This is a genomic window from Picosynechococcus sp. NKBG15041c (assembly GCF_055380235.1).
The window spans coordinates 2,504,633-2,521,276 of record NZ_AP040363.1 but is presented as its reverse complement, the minus strand read 5'-3'; the positions used below and the strand labels follow the sequence as shown (position 1 = coordinate 2,521,276).

At 49.7% G+C, this 16,644-nt stretch carries 22 protein-coding genes and 1 tRNA gene; 15 read left to right on the top strand and 8 right to left on the bottom strand.

Annotation, left to right across the window (positions count from 1 at the left end; translation table 11 throughout):
• The first annotated feature begins 122 nt into the window (after positions 1-122).
• From ACZ45B_RS12120 to psb27, 10 genes are all read left to right on the top strand, one after another.
• A complete protein-coding gene (locus tag ACZ45B_RS12120) occupies positions 123-515 on the top strand; it encodes a (2Fe-2S) ferredoxin domain-containing protein (protein ID WP_024545259.1) in 393 nt (130 codons plus the stop codon).
• Between the two features lie 81 nt (positions 516-596).
• A complete protein-coding gene (locus ACZ45B_RS12115; protein ID WP_024545258.1) occupies positions 597-1,241 on the top strand; it encodes a response regulator transcription factor in 645 nt (214 codons plus the stop codon).
• A 67-nt stretch (positions 1,242-1,308) separates the two neighbouring features.
• A tRNA-Thr gene (locus tag ACZ45B_RS12110) sits at positions 1,309-1,381 on the top strand.
• Between the two features lie 65 nt (positions 1,382-1,446).
• The gene (locus ACZ45B_RS12105) at positions 1,447-2,706 is read left to right on the top strand and encodes a competence/damage-inducible protein A (protein WP_024545257.1); all 1,260 of its coding nucleotides are present in this window, start codon (positions 1,447-1,449) and stop codon (positions 2,704-2,706) included.
• 186 nt (positions 2,707-2,892) lie between these two features.
• On the top strand, positions 2,893-3,036 hold the full coding sequence (locus ACZ45B_RS12100) for a hypothetical protein (protein ID WP_156785477.1): 144 nt from the start codon (positions 2,893-2,895) through the stop codon (positions 3,034-3,036).
• Positions 3,037-3,097: 61 nt separating this feature from the next.
• Positions 3,098-3,541, top strand: a complete 444-nt coding sequence (gene aroQ / locus ACZ45B_RS12095) for a type II 3-dehydroquinate dehydratase (protein WP_024545256.1) — start codon at positions 3,098-3,100, stop codon at positions 3,539-3,541.
• A gap of 17 nt (positions 3,542-3,558) precedes the next feature.
• Entirely contained in the window at positions 3,559-4,113 is a 555-nt protein-coding gene (locus ACZ45B_RS12090; RefSeq protein ID WP_051352899.1) for a DUF4340 domain-containing protein, read from the top strand.
• 86 nt (positions 4,114-4,199) lie between these two features.
• Positions 4,200-4,826, top strand: a complete 627-nt coding sequence (gene hisH / locus ACZ45B_RS12085) for an imidazole glycerol phosphate synthase subunit HisH (protein ID WP_024545254.1) — start codon at positions 4,200-4,202, stop codon at positions 4,824-4,826.
• Between the two features lie 106 nt (positions 4,827-4,932).
• A complete protein-coding gene (panD, locus tag ACZ45B_RS12080; protein ID WP_024545253.1) occupies positions 4,933-5,394 on the top strand; it encodes an aspartate 1-decarboxylase in 462 nt (153 codons plus the stop codon).
• A gap of 92 nt (positions 5,395-5,486) precedes the next feature.
• On the top strand, positions 5,487-5,900 hold the full coding sequence (gene psb27, locus ACZ45B_RS12075; protein ID WP_024545252.1) for a photosystem II protein Psb27: 414 nt from the start codon (positions 5,487-5,489) through the stop codon (positions 5,898-5,900).
• Positions 5,901-5,987: 87 nt separating this feature from the next.
• On the opposite strand, the gene ACZ45B_RS12070 is transcribed toward psb27, so the two are convergent.
• Positions 5,988-7,169 (bottom strand): response regulator, encoded by a 1,182-nt coding sequence (locus ACZ45B_RS12070; RefSeq protein ID WP_096418842.1) that lies wholly within the window; start codon positions 7,167-7,169, stop codon positions 5,988-5,990.
• A 132-nt stretch (positions 7,170-7,301) separates the two neighbouring features.
• Here ACZ45B_RS12070 and ACZ45B_RS12065 point away from each other — a divergent pair, with 132 nt between their 5' ends.
• On the top strand, positions 7,302-7,607 hold the full coding sequence (locus ACZ45B_RS12065) for a DUF7734 family protein (RefSeq protein ID WP_024545251.1): 306 nt from the start codon (positions 7,302-7,304) through the stop codon (positions 7,605-7,607).
• A gap of 76 nt (positions 7,608-7,683) precedes the next feature.
• Here the strand turns inward: ACZ45B_RS12065 and gatB are convergent, their stop codons facing one another.
• Positions 7,684-9,174 (bottom strand): Asp-tRNA(Asn)/Glu-tRNA(Gln) amidotransferase subunit GatB, encoded by a 1,491-nt coding sequence (gatB, locus tag ACZ45B_RS12060; protein WP_024545250.1) that lies wholly within the window; start codon positions 9,172-9,174, stop codon positions 7,684-7,686.
• 97 nt (positions 9,175-9,271) lie between these two features.
• On the opposite strand from gatB, the gene ACZ45B_RS12055 reads away from it, so the two are divergent.
• The gene (locus ACZ45B_RS12055) at positions 9,272-9,445 is read left to right on the top strand and encodes a hypothetical protein (protein ID WP_158505977.1); all 174 of its coding nucleotides are present in this window, start codon (positions 9,272-9,274) and stop codon (positions 9,443-9,445) included.
• A gap of 11 nt (positions 9,446-9,456) precedes the next feature.
• Here ACZ45B_RS12055 and hisB read toward each other — a convergent pair whose 3' ends face one another.
• On the bottom strand, positions 9,457-10,065 hold the full coding sequence (gene hisB / locus ACZ45B_RS12050) for an imidazoleglycerol-phosphate dehydratase HisB (protein WP_464675026.1): 609 nt from the start codon (positions 10,063-10,065) through the stop codon (positions 9,457-9,459).
• A gap of 95 nt (positions 10,066-10,160) precedes the next feature.
• On the opposite strand from hisB, the gene ACZ45B_RS12045 reads away from it, so the two are divergent.
• On the top strand, positions 10,161-10,484 hold the full coding sequence (locus tag ACZ45B_RS12045; protein WP_024545247.1) for a phasin family protein: 324 nt from the start codon (positions 10,161-10,163) through the stop codon (positions 10,482-10,484).
• Positions 10,485-10,568: 84 nt separating this feature from the next.
• Here the strand turns inward: ACZ45B_RS12045 and ACZ45B_RS12040 are convergent, their stop codons facing one another.
• From ACZ45B_RS12040 to ACZ45B_RS12030, 3 genes are all read right to left on the bottom strand, one after another.
• On the bottom strand, positions 10,569-11,297 hold the full coding sequence (locus ACZ45B_RS12040) for a hypothetical protein (RefSeq protein WP_024545246.1): 729 nt from the start codon (positions 11,295-11,297) through the stop codon (positions 10,569-10,571).
• Complete coding sequence (locus tag ACZ45B_RS12035; RefSeq protein ID WP_024545245.1) at positions 11,263-11,808, bottom strand: Npun_F5560 family protein; 546 nt, start codon at positions 11,806-11,808, stop codon at positions 11,263-11,265. Before ACZ45B_RS12035 ends, ACZ45B_RS12040 begins: the two co-directional genes overlap by 35 nt.
• A gap of 62 nt (positions 11,809-11,870) precedes the next feature.
• Positions 11,871-12,017 (bottom strand): hypothetical protein, encoded by a 147-nt coding sequence (locus ACZ45B_RS12030; protein WP_464674877.1) that lies wholly within the window; start codon positions 12,015-12,017, stop codon positions 11,871-11,873.
• Between the two features lie 60 nt (positions 12,018-12,077).
• Here ACZ45B_RS12030 and ACZ45B_RS12025 point away from each other — a divergent pair, with 60 nt between their 5' ends.
• The gene (locus ACZ45B_RS12025; RefSeq protein WP_024545244.1) at positions 12,078-13,511 is read left to right on the top strand and encodes a phosphoglucomutase/phosphomannomutase family protein; all 1,434 of its coding nucleotides are present in this window, start codon (positions 12,078-12,080) and stop codon (positions 13,509-13,511) included.
• Between the two features lie 70 nt (positions 13,512-13,581).
• On the opposite strand, the gene ACZ45B_RS12020 is transcribed toward ACZ45B_RS12025, so the two are convergent.
• Entirely contained in the window at positions 13,582-14,568 is a 987-nt protein-coding gene (locus tag ACZ45B_RS12020; protein WP_024545243.1) for an ABC transporter ATP-binding protein, read from the bottom strand.
• A gap of 150 nt (positions 14,569-14,718) precedes the next feature.
• On the opposite strand from ACZ45B_RS12020, the gene ACZ45B_RS12015 reads away from it, so the two are divergent.
• Positions 14,719-15,072: a c-type cytochrome gene (locus tag ACZ45B_RS12015; RefSeq protein ID WP_024545242.1), complete on the top strand. Its 354-nt coding sequence runs from the start codon at positions 14,719-14,721 to the stop codon at positions 15,070-15,072.
• Between the two features lie 187 nt (positions 15,073-15,259).
• Here the strand turns inward: ACZ45B_RS12015 and ACZ45B_RS12010 are convergent, their stop codons facing one another.
• Positions 15,260-16,567, bottom strand: coding sequence for a DUF4912 domain-containing protein (locus tag ACZ45B_RS12010; RefSeq protein WP_024545241.1), 1,308 nt, complete (start codon positions 16,565-16,567; stop codon positions 15,260-15,262).
• Positions 16,568-16,644 lie beyond the last annotated feature (77 nt).

Here is a 16,644-nt window from a genome sequence, read left to right as displayed (position 1 = left end):
GAATCAAACCAATATTCAAAATTTTTGATTCTCTATAGTGTATCCCCCAACGTTCCTTCCTTCGCGACGAGAGGTCGTGGCTCGGTAAAATTGTTTCCATTCCCAATGGAGAAGCTGTAACCATGGCTGAACAATGTATTGCAAGTCTCAAGGTCTGTGCAGAAAATCTCGGTCTTGACCGGATTGATCGCCATATCTTTATTTGTGCCGACCAGACCAAACCCAAATGTTGTGATAAACAGGCCAGTATTGCGGCTTGGGACTACCTCAAAAAACGTCTTAAGGAACTGGGACTTGATGGCCCAAGTGATGACTCTCCCCATATTTTTCGCACCAAAGCAAACTGCTTACGGGTTTGTAGTCAAGGGCCGATTCTGCTGGTTTATCCCGATGGGATTTGGTATCACAATGCCACCCCCCCGGTGATTGAGCGGATTATTCAGGAGCATTTGTTAGGCGATCGCCCGGTGACTGATTATGTTTTCACGACCCATCCCCTCCCCGAACTGCCCTAGACAACTATCCCCTCTGATCCCGGAGAAAATTCCTCTGCTAAGATTTGGCTAATCTTGACCCCCTGCGCCCCCATCCCTGCCATGAGCGATTCCCCCAATTCCCAAGGTGCCACTTTACTCTTAGTTGACGATGACCCCAACCTAATCTTGCTGGTGCGCGACTACCTGGAATTTCGCGGTTATGACATTCTCACCGCCGCCAATGGTGCCGAAGGCCTCGAAATCTTGGCAAATACAACGCCCGATCTCATTATTTGCGATGTCATGATGCCCGAAATGGACGGCTACACTTTCATCCAAAATGTCCGGCAAAATCCTGAGACGAGTTGGTTACCGGTGATCTTTCTCTCCGCCAAAGGGCAAACCCGCGATCGCATCGAAGGCTTGAATCAAGGGGCCGATGTTTACCTGGTTAAACCCTTCGAGCCAGAAGAACTAGTGGCCCAGGTGGAATCTTCCCTGAGCCAAGCCCGTCGCATCCTTGACCATTCTGGGATGACCCACAAACCTCCCACCTTTCGAGTCCCAAGCTATGTAGAGCTGACCCCCACAGAAACTAAGGTGGTAGGCTTCGTCTCCCAGGGGCTGTCTAACCGAGAGATCGCCGAAATTCTCAAGGTTAGTCAACGCACGGTTGAAAGCCATGTTTCAAATATGTTGAATAAAACAAGCTTAGGTAATCGCACAGAGCTGGCTCGCTGGGCAATGGATAGTGGCTTGGTTTAACGCCGACAAAATACTTGACAATCCTGGGGCTGCTCTTGCTATACTCATATACGGTTTAATCACCAATGCCCACGTAGCTCAGTTGGTAGAGCAGCTGATTTGTAATCAGCCGGTCGCAGGTTCAAGTCCTGTTGTGGGCTTTTTTTAAGGATCAAAAATATTTAATCTGTAGGGGAAGGCGATCGCCTTTTTAGCAAGGAGTACTATGGCGGCGGAAATCATTTGTGTCGGCACCGAAATCCTTTTGGGGGATATTGTTAACAGCAATAGCCAGTACCTCGCCCAAGAATTTGCAAAACTCGGCATTGCCCATTATTTCCAGTCCGTGGTGGGGGATAACATCGCCCGGATCCATTCTCTTCTCGATGTAGCGCGGCAACGGGGTAGCGAAATTCTTGTCTTCACCGGGGGGCTCGGCCCCACACCGGACGATCTCACCACCGAGGCGATCGCCAGTTACTTCCACATGCCCTTGGTGGAACGGCCAGAAATTATCGCCGACATCACCACAAAATTTGCGAACCGGGGCCGTGCCATGACCGCCAACAATCGCAAACAAGCTCTTTTACCCGAAGGGGCGATGATTTTGCCCAATCCCACTGGCACAGCTCCCGGGATGATTTGGCAGCCAGTCGAAAATTTGACGATTTTGACCTTTCCCGGGGTTCCCAGCGAAATGAAGCGGATGTGGCAAGATACCGCTGTCCCCTACCTCCAAGCCCAGGGCTATGGTCAGACGATCATCCATAGCGAAATGATGCGCTTTTGGGGCATTGGCGAATCTACCCTAGCAGCTAAAGTTAACCATTTATTTAACCGAAGCAATCCCACTGTCGCCCCCTATGCCTCCAAGGGGGAAGTGAAATTACGGGTGGCGGCCCGAGCCAATTCCATTACCGAAGCAAAAAGATTAATTGAGCCGGTGGTGGCCGAAATTAAGGCGATCGCGGGGCTGGATTATTTCGGCTCTGACCAAACAACCCTTGCCCAGGTGGTGGGTGATTTACTCCGAAAAAAGCAGCAGACCCTCAGTGTTGCAGAATCCTGTACAGGGGGAGGGCTAGGGGCACTCATTACCACTGTTTCCGGCAGTTCTGATTACTTTATCGGCGGCATCACTGCCTATGCTAACGTCGTAAAAACCAACGTTCTAGGCGTCAATCCCCAAGATTTACAAGCACAAGGGGCCGTTAGTGAAAAGGTTGCCGAACAAATGGCTTTGGGCGTGAAAACTAGGCTAAACACTGATTGGGGAGTGGGCGTCACAGGCATTGCTGGCCCCAGGAGTGACGACTCCGCTAAACCCGTGGGCCTAGTTTGCCTTGCTTGGGCTGCTCCCGACAACCAAGTCTATAGCCACACCCACCGCTACGGTACTGACCGCGACCGCGATTTCATCCGTTATCTCAGTGCCTGTGATGCCTTGGATGGTCTCCGACGATGGTTAATGAACGGGAAAATTTAAAGTTTTGTTACGAAAAGACAGGTGTTTCTCAGGGATAATCCTAAAAAAGAACTGCCATGGGGCGATCGCCGACCCAAAAGCCTGTGTTATTCTTAATATATCTACAAAAACCACGTTCTCAAAAACCCCGAGATTTATCATAGGTACATTGGATCGTGGCATGTCGAGTTTACAGGAGTCGTCTTTTTGATGGGCTATATCGAAAAAGTACTGGAAAAACTCAGAGAATGGGCGGGTAAAGTCATTGAGACTCTCCTCGGGCCTGCCGCCGAGCCTGAACCCGAGCTCATTCCGATCCCTGTCCATGATCGTCAGCGTCGTCGCTACTAAAATTTTTTCTTCCGGGATTTTAGATCTCCTTTTACTTAAACTTGTGTTAGGTTAAACGCCGTTGTCTAGCTTAAAAGTTCTAGTGCTGCATGGGCCGAACTTGAACCTGTTGGGTCTACGTGAACCCGAGATTTATGGTTCCACGACTCTCCAAGACATTAACGCGTTGCTTGAAGCCGATGCGGCCACCCTGGATGTCTCTTTACATTGTTTCCAGTCCAACCATGAGGGGATTCTGGTTGACAAGATTCAAGCCGCAAGGGAAAACTTTTCTGGCATTCTCATTAATCCTGCCGCCTATACCCACACCAGTGTTGCCCTGCGAGATGCCTTTGCTGCCGTTAGTTTGCCAGTAGTAGAGGTTCACCTGAGTAATATTCATCAACGGGAAGCGTTTCGGCACCATTCGTACATTGCACCAATCGCCATCGGTCAAATCTGTGGCTTTGGGGCTGAAAGTTATCGTTTGGGGCTACGGGCCTTGGTGCAATATCTCCGCACTTAAAAGTGCCAAAATCAGCAATGTTACGACGGAGTACGGTAATTTACTTGGTGATCGCCTTGACCCTAGCCAGTGGAGTCTGGATTGTGACCCAACGGCAGCATTTAAGGCAAGAAGAAGCATCCACCGCCGCGATCGCAGCGCCCTTATTCCCTTTTGCTGCCACAGAAATTCAAGCCATCACCCTCAATGTGAACGGTGAAACGCTTATTTTTGAGCAACGTTCTGCACCGATCGCCCAGTGGTGGTTGGTCGAACCAGTTGAAGTGGTGGCCAATCGAGGGGCGATCGCCTTTTTATTGAATCTTTTGACAGAGCCCCAACCCTACGAGGCTTTTTTGAGCGAGGCCACGACTTTAGGAGATTACGGTTTAGCCCCACCCTACGCTACAATTACGGCCCAAACCCAAGGCGGACAGCAGACCCAATTGACCTTGGGGACAGAGAATTTTGACCGCACCAAAATTTATGGCCGTTTAGATGCGCAAGAAACAGTGCTTGTTTTGCCCCTAGATTTTCGTAATGGAGTCATGCGGCCATTGTCCGAATGGCGTCTTGAAGCACCAGAGAATTGAGGCGAATATTTCCCGAAGAATGGTTAGGATCAAGGACCTTTTGTGGTGTATGTTATAGCTTTCTGTGAACTTACGGGCGATTGAAGATGGTAAAAATTGCGGTCGTTGATTATGACATGGGGAATCTCCACTCCGCCTGTAAAGCCCTAGAAAAAGCCGGAGCCGTCCCGATGGTTACCGATCAAGCCGAAGAAATTCTTGGGGCCGATGCGGTTTTGCTGCCCGGTGTGGGGGCCTTTGACCCTGCGATGCGCCATCTGCGCGACCGCCACTTAGAAGCACCACTCCATCAGGCGATCGCCAGCGGTAAACCGTTTCTCGGCATTTGTTTGGGGATGCAAATTTTGTTTGAAAGTTCTGCCGAAGGCCAAGAAAAAGGCCTAGGGGCAATTCCTGGCCGAGTCAAACGTTTTCAGCCAGAACCTGGGATCACCATTCCCCACATGGGCTGGAATCCATTACAGTTGACCCAGCCAGACCATCCCATTTGGCAGGGCCTCCCAGAAAATCCCTATGTTTACTTTGTTCATTCGTTCTATGTAGCCCCGACGGATGTTCGGGTGAATGCCGCCACAGTCACCCACGGCAGCCAAACAGTCACAGCGGCGATCGCCAAGGATAATCTTGTGGCGATGCAATTCCACCCCGAAAAATCTTCGACCCTCGGCCTCAAAATCCTCAAAAATTTTGTCCACTGGGTGCAACAGCAATAAAATGTCTTCGCTCTCCCTTCACAAAGGGGATTTAGGGGGATGTTTTCCCAATCTCAACAACAACATCATCTTTCAACTTTCTCCACCTTTACTTTTCTGGTTGACCATGGCGCAAATTAAACTGATGCATGCAAAACTCCACCATGTGCGGGTGACCCAGGCAGAGCTGGATTATGTGGGGAGCATCACCATTGACCAGGCTCTGATCGAAAAGGTCGGCATTTTGCCCTTAGAGGAAGTGAATATCTGGAATCTGGAAAATGGCAACCGCTTGACTACCTATGTGCTCCCCGGTGCGCGGGACAGTGGTGTGGTCTGCCTCAATGGTGCGGCGGCCCATCTCTGTACCCCAGGCGATCGCCTGATTGTGGCGGCCTATGAATTGCGTGATCGCACTGATGTTTTAGAGCGGGGTCACACGGCAAAAGTGATCCTGGCAGACGAGCACAACCACTGCCAGACTTTTTTTGAGCAACGCCTCGATCCCCAGGGAAAGCTAGGGGCCAATCTCCAAGTTACTGACCAAGCCTCGGTGCTGGTAGATGCCTCTATGCTGATGCCGCTGTAACCGTGTTAGACAATGCGATGAACAGGCAAGGAGGAAGTTTTCGCGGTAGGATAAAAGCTAACTTTTAACGTGCCTTCCTATACCGAAAAACTATGTTAAAGAAATTTTTAGCTCGCCTGCTGACCTTCGCTTTAGTCGTCATGGTGAGCTTTACTGGTTTAACCGCCTGTAGTGGGACTAGTGCCAGTGGCCTGACCGGAAAATATGTCGATGATACCCTGCTGGTCGTAGAAAATCTGACCACTGCAATCCAACTGCCCGCTGATGCCCCCAATCGCACTGAAGTTCAAGAAGCCGCTCGTCTCCAGATGAATGAATATACTTCTCGCTACCGCCGCGATCCAAAAACATCCGGGTTGCGCTCCTTTACGACGATGCAAACGGCTCTAAATGCGTTGGCTGGTTACTATAGCTCCTTTGGTAGTCGCCCCTTACCCGAAAAACTCAAGACCCGCTTAACCAGTGAGTTTGAAAAAGCAAATCTCGCTGTGAAACGCGGCATTTAGATTGCAATTCTCAAAATAATTTTATAATTTGTCGATTTCTTCCCTAAGGTGATTGGGGGAGATTTTTTCTGCACATAACTGGGCCGCTTAACGGACATATTTTTGCAATGCTTTCAGAAGTGTCTCTGGATTGTTGGTTTTAACCACAAAATCCGTGGCCCCTGTGAGCCGGCCTTTTACGCGCTCCAAAAAGCTATGACTCTCAGCCAAGATTAACACCGGGGTCTGTCGAAATAAAGAAAGCTTTTTCAGTTGGGTGCAAAATTCCAGTCCATTGGTGCTATCCCCCAGATCTTGGTCTAAAAGAATCAAATTTGGCTTTGTGGTTAACAGGGTCGGTAATGCTTTCTGTAAGTCGGCGATCGCCAGGTAACGGTAATGATGCTGCTTAAAACTGGGGCCAAGCTGTTGATGTTGCTCTGGGTTAAGGCTTAGATAGGCGATCAGGGGTGAATTTTTTGTTTCTGCTGGTTGAACAGGGTGGCTCACAATCGGCACTGGAGTTGGCAGGTCATCGAGCAGCTGCACATCAATAAACCCCAATTTCATGTAGGGTATCAACAGCCGAGCCACCTGGGAAATATCTTGTTTCAGGCGCATTGATAAATCCCAAAACGTCCGCCGCCCCGTCACTAGATTAGTTAATAAACGATAGTTGGCGGCCGAAGAACGCGCTTCAAGCAAGTCGGGTTGGACGATCACTGGGGCCGCCTGGGGAGAAATGTGGGCGATCGCCAGAGTATTCCACTGCTCAAACAGTTGCCAAGCCTTGCGAATACTCTGGGCTGGATCGATGAGAATTAATGGTTCTTCATGTTCGACCATCGGCTGAAACCGATAGGTGATCTCCGTACTCTGGCTCACTTCAAAAAAGATCTCCGTGGCGATCGCCTCAATCATTTTTTGAATTTGTTCTCGGGTAATCCGTTGCTGCAAATGCCAAGCCTGGAGTAAATCATATTCCCAGTGCAGCTTAATCTCCCCCAGTTTCAGGGTGGTGAGACTCTGCTGTAATAGCTGTGTATTCGCCGCAATATGGGGCATTTGGGCCGTTAAATGCCGTCGCCACCGCCGTACCCCATGGGTTCCCCCTGTTCCATAGATCAGCCGCCCGAAATAAACAAAAAAAGACCATTGCCGCGATCGCGGGTCTGTCAAAATCAAACAGCCTGTAAACTGTGGCTTCTTTAACGTTTGAAACAGCGCCGTCTGTTTTGCCGCATCAAAATTACGAATCGGAATTTCAGGAGATAGATTAGCGTCGGTCATCGCACAACATCAGGCGGAGATCAATAAAAGCCACTGTAACCTTGTAAACAAAGAAAAGCAGCCTTTGGGTAAAGAATGCTTAAATATTAAGTCATTTATTCTAAATGGATCATCATTTCTAGAGAGGATGCCATGGCCCCCCAACAGCTAATCAAACAACTCGAAGCCTATACTCTCCAACATCCCCAAGAAGTGCTTTTACTGAGCCTCGGTCAGGAAGCAGTTGAAGATCAGATTTTGATCTTTAAAGGCTTCTCTAGTTCCCTGATGCGTCCCACCGATTTTAATCCTGATAACCCCATCCTGACAGAAGCGCTACCAATTCAAAGCATCGATCGCCTCCAGAGTCCCTACAATCCCGCTAATCCTGTTTTTATTGAATCAGGTCTTTCCCTTACCCAGATGCAACAATATCTCACCGAAGCGGACATTAATTAGCCTCCAAACCAAAAAATCTCCCTTCAAAGGGAGATTTAAGGGAATGTTTTTGTTTTCGAAGGAAGATCGTGGGCTGTTACCCCTGGAGCTTTTGGGCTAAAAGTTGATTCAGCAGTTGCGGATCAGCCCGGCCACTGGTTTTTTTCATCAACTGACCGACAAAAAAGCCCTGCAGTTTTGTCTTCCCGGCGCGGAACTGTTCCACCTTGTCGGGATTTGCCGCCAAGATCTCATCAATCATCGCTTCGAGGGCGCCGGTATCAGAAATCTGAGTTAACCCACGGCTTTCGACGATCGCCTTCGGTGAGCCCCCTTTTTCCAGCAGTTCTGGCAGGATCTCTTTGGCAATTTTGCCGCTGATGGTGCCATCGTTAATGAGGTTCACCAACTCCGCCAAATGGACCGCCGTTAGGGGTAGATCACCAATGGTAAGACCAACACTTTTGTTTAAATGGGCCGCAATATCTTGGGTGACCCAGTTTGTTACCTGCTTGGGATCCGCTCCTGCTGCCACGGCCGCTTCGAAATATTCCGCCACATCCCGGTCGTCGGTCAACACCCTGGTGTCATAGCCCGAAAGACCATATTCTGTTTCGTAACGGGCCCGTTTTTGGGCGGGCGTTTCGGGCAATTCGGCGGCCCATTTTTCTAATTGTGCTTGGGTCACTTCGATGGGAGGCAGATCCGGCTCTGGAAAATAACGGTAATCGCTGGAGCCTTCTTTTTTGCGCATACTGAAAGTGCGCTGGCTGCTCTCATCCCAGAGGCGAGTTTCTTGGTAAATCGGTTCACCTGCTTCGACGGCTTTGGTTTGCCGCTCAATTTCATAGTCGATCGCCTTTTGGATCGCACTAAAGGAGTTCATGTTTTTGATCTCTACTTTGGTGCCAAATTCCTCCTGACCAACGGGGCGGATCGAAATGTTCACATCACAGCGGAGGGAGCCTTCTTGCATATTGCCGTCACCAACTCCTAGGTAACGAACGAGGCGGCGCAATTCCTGGGCATATTCAGCGGCTTCTTTCCCGGAGCGGATATCTGGCTCCGAGACGATCTCCAGTAGGGGAATGCCTGTGCGGTTAAAGTCTACTTTGGAATAGGTGGAACCGGCGAGGCGATCGCTCCCCGCGTGGACTAATTTGCCAGCGTCTTCTTCCATATGGAGGCGGGTTACCCCAATCACTTTTTTAACAGGAGTATCGCTGGGTTTGTCAGCAATTTCGATTTCCAGTTGGCCATGTTCAACAATCGGCAGATCAAACTGGGAAATTTGGTAATTTTTCGGCAGATCCGGGTAGAAATATTGTTTCCGGTCAAACTTGCTGTAGGGACTAATTTTCGCTTTGAGGGCCAGACCCATTTTCACCGCCGACTCTAGAACTTTTTCATTGAGAACCGGCAAAACCCCTGGATAGCCTAGGCAGATCGGGCAGACATTGCTGTTGGGATCACTTTCAAACTTCGTCGAACACTGACAAAAGATTTTGCTAGCGGTATTAAGCTGACAGTGGGTTTCTAGGCCAATAATCGCTTCATACTCGGTTTTGCGGGATGCTGCAACTGCCATAGGACTCAGTAAGTTAAGAATAAGTAAAGAAGAATATACAAAAATCAATCGTCTCTATTCTATCCCTGGCCGGGGCCTTGCTCTGTGCAAAACTGCCATGAATTCAAATAGAGACCAAGGCAAAAGCGGATTACTCGATGGGACCCTAAAAATTGCTTTGATATCTGCTGGGGATAACAGAATGGTGGGGAGTACATCAGATCAAACTCCGGCTAAGGCGATCGCCTATTTTTTTGAGTTAGCCCTGGCCCACTTCTATGGGTACTTTTGATGTGCCCGTTTCTACAGAACGCCTTTGGAACTGGGGATGGTTGCAGCACGGCGGTGGTCGATTTCTAGGGCCATGCGTACCGCTCGGGCAAAGGCTTTAAACGTCGCTTCGATGATGTGGTGGGAGTTGATCCCATCCAGTTGACGGATGTGGATTGTCATCTGGGCATGGTTGACGATCGCCACAAAAAACTCTCGCACTAACTGGGTGTCGTAGGTGCCGACCCGCTCCGTGGGAATTTCTAACCCATAGCTGAGGTGGGGCCGCCCAGAAAAATCGAGGGCTACTTGTACCAAGGCTTCATCGAGGGGCGCCACAAAATGACCAAACCGCTGAATCCCTTTGCGATCGCCTATGGCTTTGGCGATCGCCATCCCCAGGGTAATGCCCACATCCTCATTGGTGTGGTGATCATCAATTTCATAATCCCCTTGGGCCTGGATATCGAGATCTAACAACCCGTGAGAACAAAGCTGGTGCAACATATGATCGAGGAATGGCACCCCTGTAGTGACCGCACACTGCCCTGTCCCGTCTAAATTCACCATAACCTTTACATTCGTTTCACCTGTCACCCGGGTAACAGTGGCAATACGTTGGGACTCAGAAACAGCAGGCATCATTAAAATGTAAATAGTGCAAATTCGTTAAGCTATTCTAACCTAAGGCCAAGGCCATTTTCGGGAAACCTCACGCAGTCTGGAACAATCACAGCATGGATAACAATAATTGGCTACAGCAAATGCTCATGATCGGTATCGGCACTACTTCGATTGTGGCGGAAAAGGTCAAAGAAGTGAGCGATCAATGGGTCAAAGAAGGCACCATTAACCCAGAGCAAGCAAAAGAAATGCTCGATGATATGATGAGCCAACTTAAACTTGAACAGGGCAATGCTGAAGCCTACTTCGAGCGGCAGGTGCGCAATATTTTGCGGGATCTAGGTGTTCCTCGCCAATCAGAAATGGACGAACTGCGGGGCCGCATCGATCGCCTCGAACGCCAAGTGCGCGATCTAGAAAACAAACAATGGCGTTAAATTTTTTTCCCCAGAATTAGCCCGGAAATTAACGTCATTTCTTAGACATTTTCCTAGACCCCTATCCCGTCGTCGGCTCGGATCTTAGCCAGCGAGGTGATGGGGGATAATCACATCAGTGATGTTTTGACCCGTTAGACAGCGCCAGTGACAGGTGAAAAGATCAGGCTGTTGGCAGTGCAAAGAGGCGATCGCCGGCGCCGCCGGAAAAGGCCAGAGGCGATCGAAAATGAGACGTTGGTCTGGCGCGAAGGAGAACTGGAGCAGATAAACCCCTGGGGTTGCTTCAATGGAATCCAAGAGGCGATAACCGAGGTGATATAAATTTTGTCGCTGCTCATCCCGGACATTAATCGGCTGGTGGTAAGAATTTGGCATTACCCCTTCCCCAATTACCTCGCCATATAAAGGCCCTTTGGCCGTGTGAATAATGGGTAGCCAGTGGTCACCAAGGTGACTATGATTCGCGATGCGGTGGGCGGTATGTTGCTGTACCCATTGGCGGCGATCGCCAATTTGACGACAGGCTTGAAAAACTTTTTGCTGGGAGAACGTCAGGCGTTCTGGCAGATCAATGGTCAAAGGGCAGACAAGGGCATCACTACCTTGGCCTGAGTTGCCGTGACGCACCATCGCTGGGGTTAAAACTTCAACCTCGACCCCTTGATTTTGCTGTGAGATTGCTGTTTTAAATGCCTTGACCATCCGCTCTGTCACCGGGGAAGCGGAAATAAATTTGCCAGAATGCTTTAATTCAGCATTTACTAAGACCGTAACCTTAGAGGGTACTGAACGTCGGGATGGGGCTGCCACCTTTGGGGTTAAATGTGGGTAGTTCAATCTCAGACAGGCTATGACGACGGTTTTTTACTGCAAGGCGATAGCTGACACTCTGTAATTCGGCATGGAGTTGACGGTTTTCTCTTTGCAGCTTCTCTACTTTATCGCGAACCGCTGCCATTCTCTCAGCGAATTTTTGCCGATAAATGGTGGGGAGCTCCTGAATCACCTGCTCAAGTCGCCGGCTGCGATCGCCTAAATCTTGCACGGATTGACGTAGATGGGAAATTTCTTGATCCTTCTGGGCCAGTTGTTCTTGGTAAAAAACGACCTGCTGCTCAACTTCTTGGAACTGTTCCCGCAGTTGTTGGATTTCTGCTTGGTACTGCTCTTCTATTTCGGCTGTTGCGATCGAATCATCATTTCCTTTCACAAGCCGAAATAACTCTTGGGAAAGCTGTTGCACCAGTTGATCCCGCAGGTGGAGTTCTTGCTGGAGGTGGGCCACATTGGCGGAGGTTGAGATGGGTTCAGTTGTTGCCACGGTTGTTTGTCGCTCCATGTGATCAAGGGGTTTGGGTCGGGTCGTCCGCTGGTGATGTTCCTTCAGACACAATTTGCACCGCCCAAAGGATAGAAAAACAGCTGCTTGCCGATAATGTTTTTCTGGGGATAACCAGTATTAGACCCAATAATATCTAATGCGTTGAAAAAATGCCTGTCTTCGGGGAAATTTTGTAAAAAAATCGCCATTCTCGGTTTCCCCCTTGCGGATAAGATAAAGGGGAATTTTAACAAGCCCTGTTTTCTTCCATGAGTATTGCAAGCAATCCCCCGATCAAGTTTGGCACCGATGGCTGGCGCGGCATTATCGCTGATGATTTTACCTTTGCAAATGTGTGTAAGGTGACCCGGGCGATCGCCAGTTATTTAGAAACGGCATATAGCAAAGATCGACCAGTGTTAATCGCCTATGACACCCGCTTTTTTGCGGATGAGTTTGCCCAGACGGCGGCGGAAGTACTTGCGGATCTCGGTTGGACGGTGAAGGTGGTAGACCGGGATTGCCCAACGCCGGTGATCGCCTACAATGCAAAGTCTCTAAATTCGGCCGGTGCCTTGATGTTTACGGCCAGCCATAACCCGGCTCCTTACTGCGGGATCAAATATATTCCGGACTATGCAGGCCCGGCGACCCCAGAGATCACCGATACGATCGTGGCGAATATTGCCGGCTCTTCTGACGCAATGCCCACGGGAAAAAATGGCGATCGCATTTCGCGCTTTGATCCCAAGCCAGAATATTTGAAGTTTATCTATACGCTTCTGGATGTGGAAAAAATTCGCTCGGCGGGGTTGAAGGTGAAATATGACGCTCTCTATTCCACTTCCCGCGGCTATTTGGATGAGGTGTTGGCCCACTGCGGCTGTGAGACAGAATCATTCAACACGACCCGCGACGTCCTCTTTGGAGGGGGAATGCCAGAACCAAAGGGCTCTCAGTTGGTGGGTCTGGTGGAAGCAGTGAAAGCAGATCAGGCAGATCTCGGCCTAGCTACGGACGGAGATAGCGATCGCTTCGGGGTCGTCGATGAACTGGGGAATGTTTTAACACCCAATACAATTTTACTGCTCCTAGCCCGACACCTGCTGAAAAACAAGGGCCAAAAGGGGGCGATCGTCCGCACAGTGGCCACAACCCACCTGCTTGATAATCTCGCGGCGAAATATGGCTTAGAGATTTTTGAAACGGCGGTTGGCTTTAAATATATCGGCGAAAAAATGCGCGAAACGGCAGTTTTGATCGGCGGGGAAGAATCCGGTGGCCTGAGTGTGCTCGGTCACATTCCCGAAAAGGATGGGATTCTCGCAGATATGCTCGTCGCGGAGGCGATCGCCTATGCTGGCAAGCCCCTTTCCCAGTTGGTGCAAGAAGCCCTCGAAGATGCTGATGGCCCCCTCTTTAACAAACGACTGGACCTACACCTCGAAGAACCCCACAAAAAAGCCGTGCTCGACTTCTACAAAGCGACGCCCCCCAGCGCTGTTGCGGGCTTGGGAGTGAAGGAAATCGGCCTTAAGGATGGTGTGAAGCTGTATTTAGAAAATGGCAGTTGGATTCTGCTGCGGCCCTCTGGTACAGAACCCTTGATGCGGGTTTACATGGAAACGGATTCCGCTGAACTCGAAGCCAAGATTGCCTCAGAAATGGAAGCGGCGATCGCCAAACTCGACCCAGCTAAATAAGCGTCACATTCCATTCGCTTCTGAAGATCCCCTATCCATGCCGATAGGGGATTTTTTCTAGCTTTAATCCCTAGGCGATCGCCTGAAGATTTTCTTCAATATGGGCTTGGGGGTCATGGCTACGGATTTGGCGAATAAAGAAATCTTCCAGGGAAATTCGCGCCAACTTAAGATCTAGTAATTTTGCCCCTGTCAAACCAAGGAAGGCAATAAATTTCTGGGGATCTCCTTCCAAATGGCCGATCCAATGGTGATCCTTGCGGGTTAAATCCGGGACCCAGGGTTGTAACGCTTCTGTGGTCCCCCCTTCGATGATCACCTGGTAACGATCTGCCGATCCCAAGAGTTCATCTAAGGTGCCTTGGCAAATAATTTCGCCCTTAGACAAAATTGCCAGGCGATCGCAAATTAGCTCCACATCCGCCAAAATGTGAGAATTAAAGAAAATAGTTTTACCTTGGGCTTTCAGAGACAGGATAATTTCTCGCACCTGGTAGCGACCGAGGGGGTCTAACCCCGACATCGGCTCATCGAAAAAGATTAAATCTGGGTCGTTAATCAGCGCTTGGGCCATACCGACCCGCTGGAGCATCCCCTTGGAATACTTGCGGAGCTGTCGTTTTTTCGCCACCTCCTGGGCCAGACCCACCGTATCCAAAAGGGCTTTAATGCGTTTTTGGCGTTTGGCTTTCGGGATTTGGAATAGGCCAGCGGTAAATTCAAGAAATTCCCAGGCTGTCAAAAAATCATAAAAATAAGCATTTTCTGGCAGGTAGCCGATTTTTTGCCGTGTTGGGCGATCGCCAAAGGGTTTTCCCAGTAACGTGGCATGACCCGCCGTGGGCCGAATAATTCCCAACAAGATCTTAAGGAGTGTCGTCTTGCCTGCACCATTGGGCCCCAAAAGCCCAAAGGTTTCCCCCGCTGCTACCGATAACGAACAATGCTTGAGTGATTCACTGGTTTTATTTAACCAAAAGCCAGTGCGGTAAGTCTTACAGAGATCCCAAGTCTTGACTACAGCCAGATTGTCGGCAAGGGAAGGGGTGGGTTGCATAGGTCAGTTTCGTGACAAATTGAAACAATTTGGGGAATTTTGGGCAATGCGTTTGAACCAAACGGCAAGATCGATAAAATATAGTCTGGTTGATTATATTAAACTTTAACCAAATTCTTTTCTGTTGAGAGCATTGAGAGGAAAACTCCTTTGAAAAAATTACTTGCGATTGCGTTAACTGTCCTGGCCACCGTCTTTGCCTTCGGTACGCCTGCTTTTGCTGCTGATGCGGCAGCTGGTGCTCAAGTCTTTGCGGCGAACTGTGCTGCCTGTCACGCTGGTGGTAACAACGCCGTTATGCCCACCAAAACCCTGAAGGCTGATGCCCTCAAAACCTACCTCGCTGGCTACAAAGATGGCAGCAAATCCCTCGAAGAAGCTGTTGCTTACCAGGTAACCAACGGCCAAGGCGCAATGCCTGCTTTTGGTGGTCGTCTGAGCGATGCTGATATTGCCAACGTTGCAGCGTACGTTGCTGACCAAGCAGAAAACAACAAATGGTAAGTTGCTGAATCTTTTCTGATTCACCCTAACTACCATCTAATACCAACCAGTTATTCCTCAGGGGTGGCTGGTTTTTTTGTGACTTTTTTTTTCGGGGCAAATATTTCATCACCTCTCAAAGTATAAAAAAATTCCCTCCGCAGGGAAGGGAATTGTGGGGGTCACCCATTTATCTCATACCTAAATCCTAAACAAACCATTCATCCATCGCATTTTCTTTGGTATTAGTATTGCGGGAGGGAGTGGCCCGGTCAAAGGTCATGTGAATCGAGCGCGTTTGTTCTCCATCGGCAGCCACCGCCACAATCGGATAGTCGATGTTGCCATCCTGGAAGGACATTTGGAAGCGGAAAGTGCCATCGGGATTGAGCTTAATCGGTTGACCCCCAATTGTTACCGTGGCATCGGGTTCCGTCGCTCCATATACAATCAGTTCGGCATCAGCCACCAACCAGAACTTCCGAGGACGTGCTGGGGGCATTGAGGCAAATCCAGCACCGGACATGTTGAGTCCTGACATATTCAAGCCAGAAACATTTGGCGCGGCCCATAGACCAGCACCCGAAGGAAAGACATAGGAACTAATCGATTCTTGGGGCGGCACAGAACCAGCGACATGCTGCATGGAACCGAACAAAGAGCCCGCAATACGTTGGGCTTCAAGGGACTGGAGATCTCCAAAAATTTCGTCGTAAATGGGGCTGTTGGCTGCTTGGGCGGCGGCAGCGGCGGCTTCTGCTTGTTTTTTCGCTGGGGGCACAAGCTTATAAACGGTTTTACCTTTGAGTTCTTCGTCCCAATGGACGGTGACGAAAATATCTTCGATCCAGTCACTGGGGTAAACAGGTGGTACTCGGATCGCAGTGGAGCGAGCAAGGCTCAACCAGCGGCCGTCGGCGCAACGATAGCCAATTTCGACGACATAATCGCGATCGCTTACAGGAACGGGGAAATACCATTCCCGGGACAATTCATCACAGAGATATTCCTGGACATTGTGGGGATTTTGGTAATCGAGGTTGATATCAGTTACATCATAGAGGCGTAGAGCAATTTGCTGGCCCCCTTGGTTACGTAGATATTGCTTGTGGTCATTGGGAATATCCCAGTAGGCATAGGCCCATTGAGGATCCCGGGGCAGCAGCACAATCCGGCTTTGGCCATAGCCACCGGGGAGGTCACCGAGATCTTCATCCACACTCGCAAGATCGAGTTCGATAGGATCATCTTGGCCAACTTCAAATTTTGCTGCTTCCACTAGGGTTTCCTCCTCTTGGCTATTAACTGGGGTTGGGGTGATAGATTCAGTGATTTCGGATGCCACGGGGGGCTTGGGCTCATTGCTTTGGGAACGCTTTTTGACCTCAGCGAGCAGTTGATCTTTTCGCATCCGACTGTAGCGGCTAATGCCGAGCTTACTCGCGAGTTTGCGTAATTGCCTCAGGGTCATATCTTCTAGGTTATCTGCGAATTCATTGCCTACTGTGGTGGTCATGGGTTGGGCTCCTCCGTTGCGCAATAGCTGAATTGGGACAGGGTAGGCGCTTACATCGGCATTGTTTTTTTGGGCGA

Coding starts and splice junctions, on each gene's coding strand:
- hisB (WP_464675026.1), bottom strand. CDS start 10,065: ATGCCTGCTGTTTCTGAGTCCCAACGTATTGCCACTGTTACCCGGGTG.
- ACZ45B_RS12065 (WP_024545251.1), top strand. CDS start 7,302: ATGGCCCCCCAACAGCTAATCAAACAACTCGAAGCCTATACTCTCCAA.
- gatB (WP_024545250.1), bottom strand. CDS start 9,174: ATGGCAGTTGCAGCATCCCGCAAAACCGAGTATGAAGCGATTATTGGC.
- ACZ45B_RS12010 (WP_024545241.1), bottom strand. CDS start 16,567: ATGACCACCACAGTAGGCAATGAATTCGCAGATAACCTAGAAGATATG.
- ACZ45B_RS12045 (WP_024545247.1), top strand. CDS start 10,161: ATGGATAACAATAATTGGCTACAGCAAATGCTCATGATCGGTATCGGC.
- ACZ45B_RS12055 (WP_158505977.1), top strand. CDS start 9,272: ATGAATTCAAATAGAGACCAAGGCAAAAGCGGATTACTCGATGGGACC.
- ACZ45B_RS12120 (WP_024545259.1), top strand. CDS start 123: ATGGCTGAACAATGTATTGCAAGTCTCAAGGTCTGTGCAGAAAATCTC.
- hisH (WP_024545254.1), top strand. CDS start 4,200: ATGGTAAAAATTGCGGTCGTTGATTATGACATGGGGAATCTCCACTCC.
- ACZ45B_RS12105 (WP_024545257.1), top strand. CDS start 1,447: ATGGCGGCGGAAATCATTTGTGTCGGCACCGAAATCCTTTTGGGGGAT.
- panD (WP_024545253.1), top strand. CDS start 4,933: ATGGCGCAAATTAAACTGATGCATGCAAAACTCCACCATGTGCGGGTG.
- ACZ45B_RS12030 (WP_464674877.1), bottom strand. CDS start 12,017: ATGGCGATTTTTTTACAAAATTTCCCCGAAGACAGGCATTTTTTCAAC.
- ACZ45B_RS12025 (WP_024545244.1), top strand. CDS start 12,078: ATGAGTATTGCAAGCAATCCCCCGATCAAGTTTGGCACCGATGGCTGG.
- ACZ45B_RS12115 (WP_024545258.1), top strand. CDS start 597: ATGAGCGATTCCCCCAATTCCCAAGGTGCCACTTTACTCTTAGTTGAC.
- ACZ45B_RS12020 (WP_024545243.1), bottom strand. CDS start 14,568: ATGCAACCCACCCCTTCCCTTGCCGACAATCTGGCTGTAGTCAAGACT.
- ACZ45B_RS12090 (WP_051352899.1), top strand. CDS start 3,559: ATGTTACGACGGAGTACGGTAATTTACTTGGTGATCGCCTTGACCCTA.
- psb27 (WP_024545252.1), top strand. CDS start 5,487: ATGTTAAAGAAATTTTTAGCTCGCCTGCTGACCTTCGCTTTAGTCGTC.
- ACZ45B_RS12070 (WP_096418842.1), bottom strand. CDS start 7,169: ATGACCGACGCTAATCTATCTCCTGAAATTCCGATTCGTAATTTTGAT.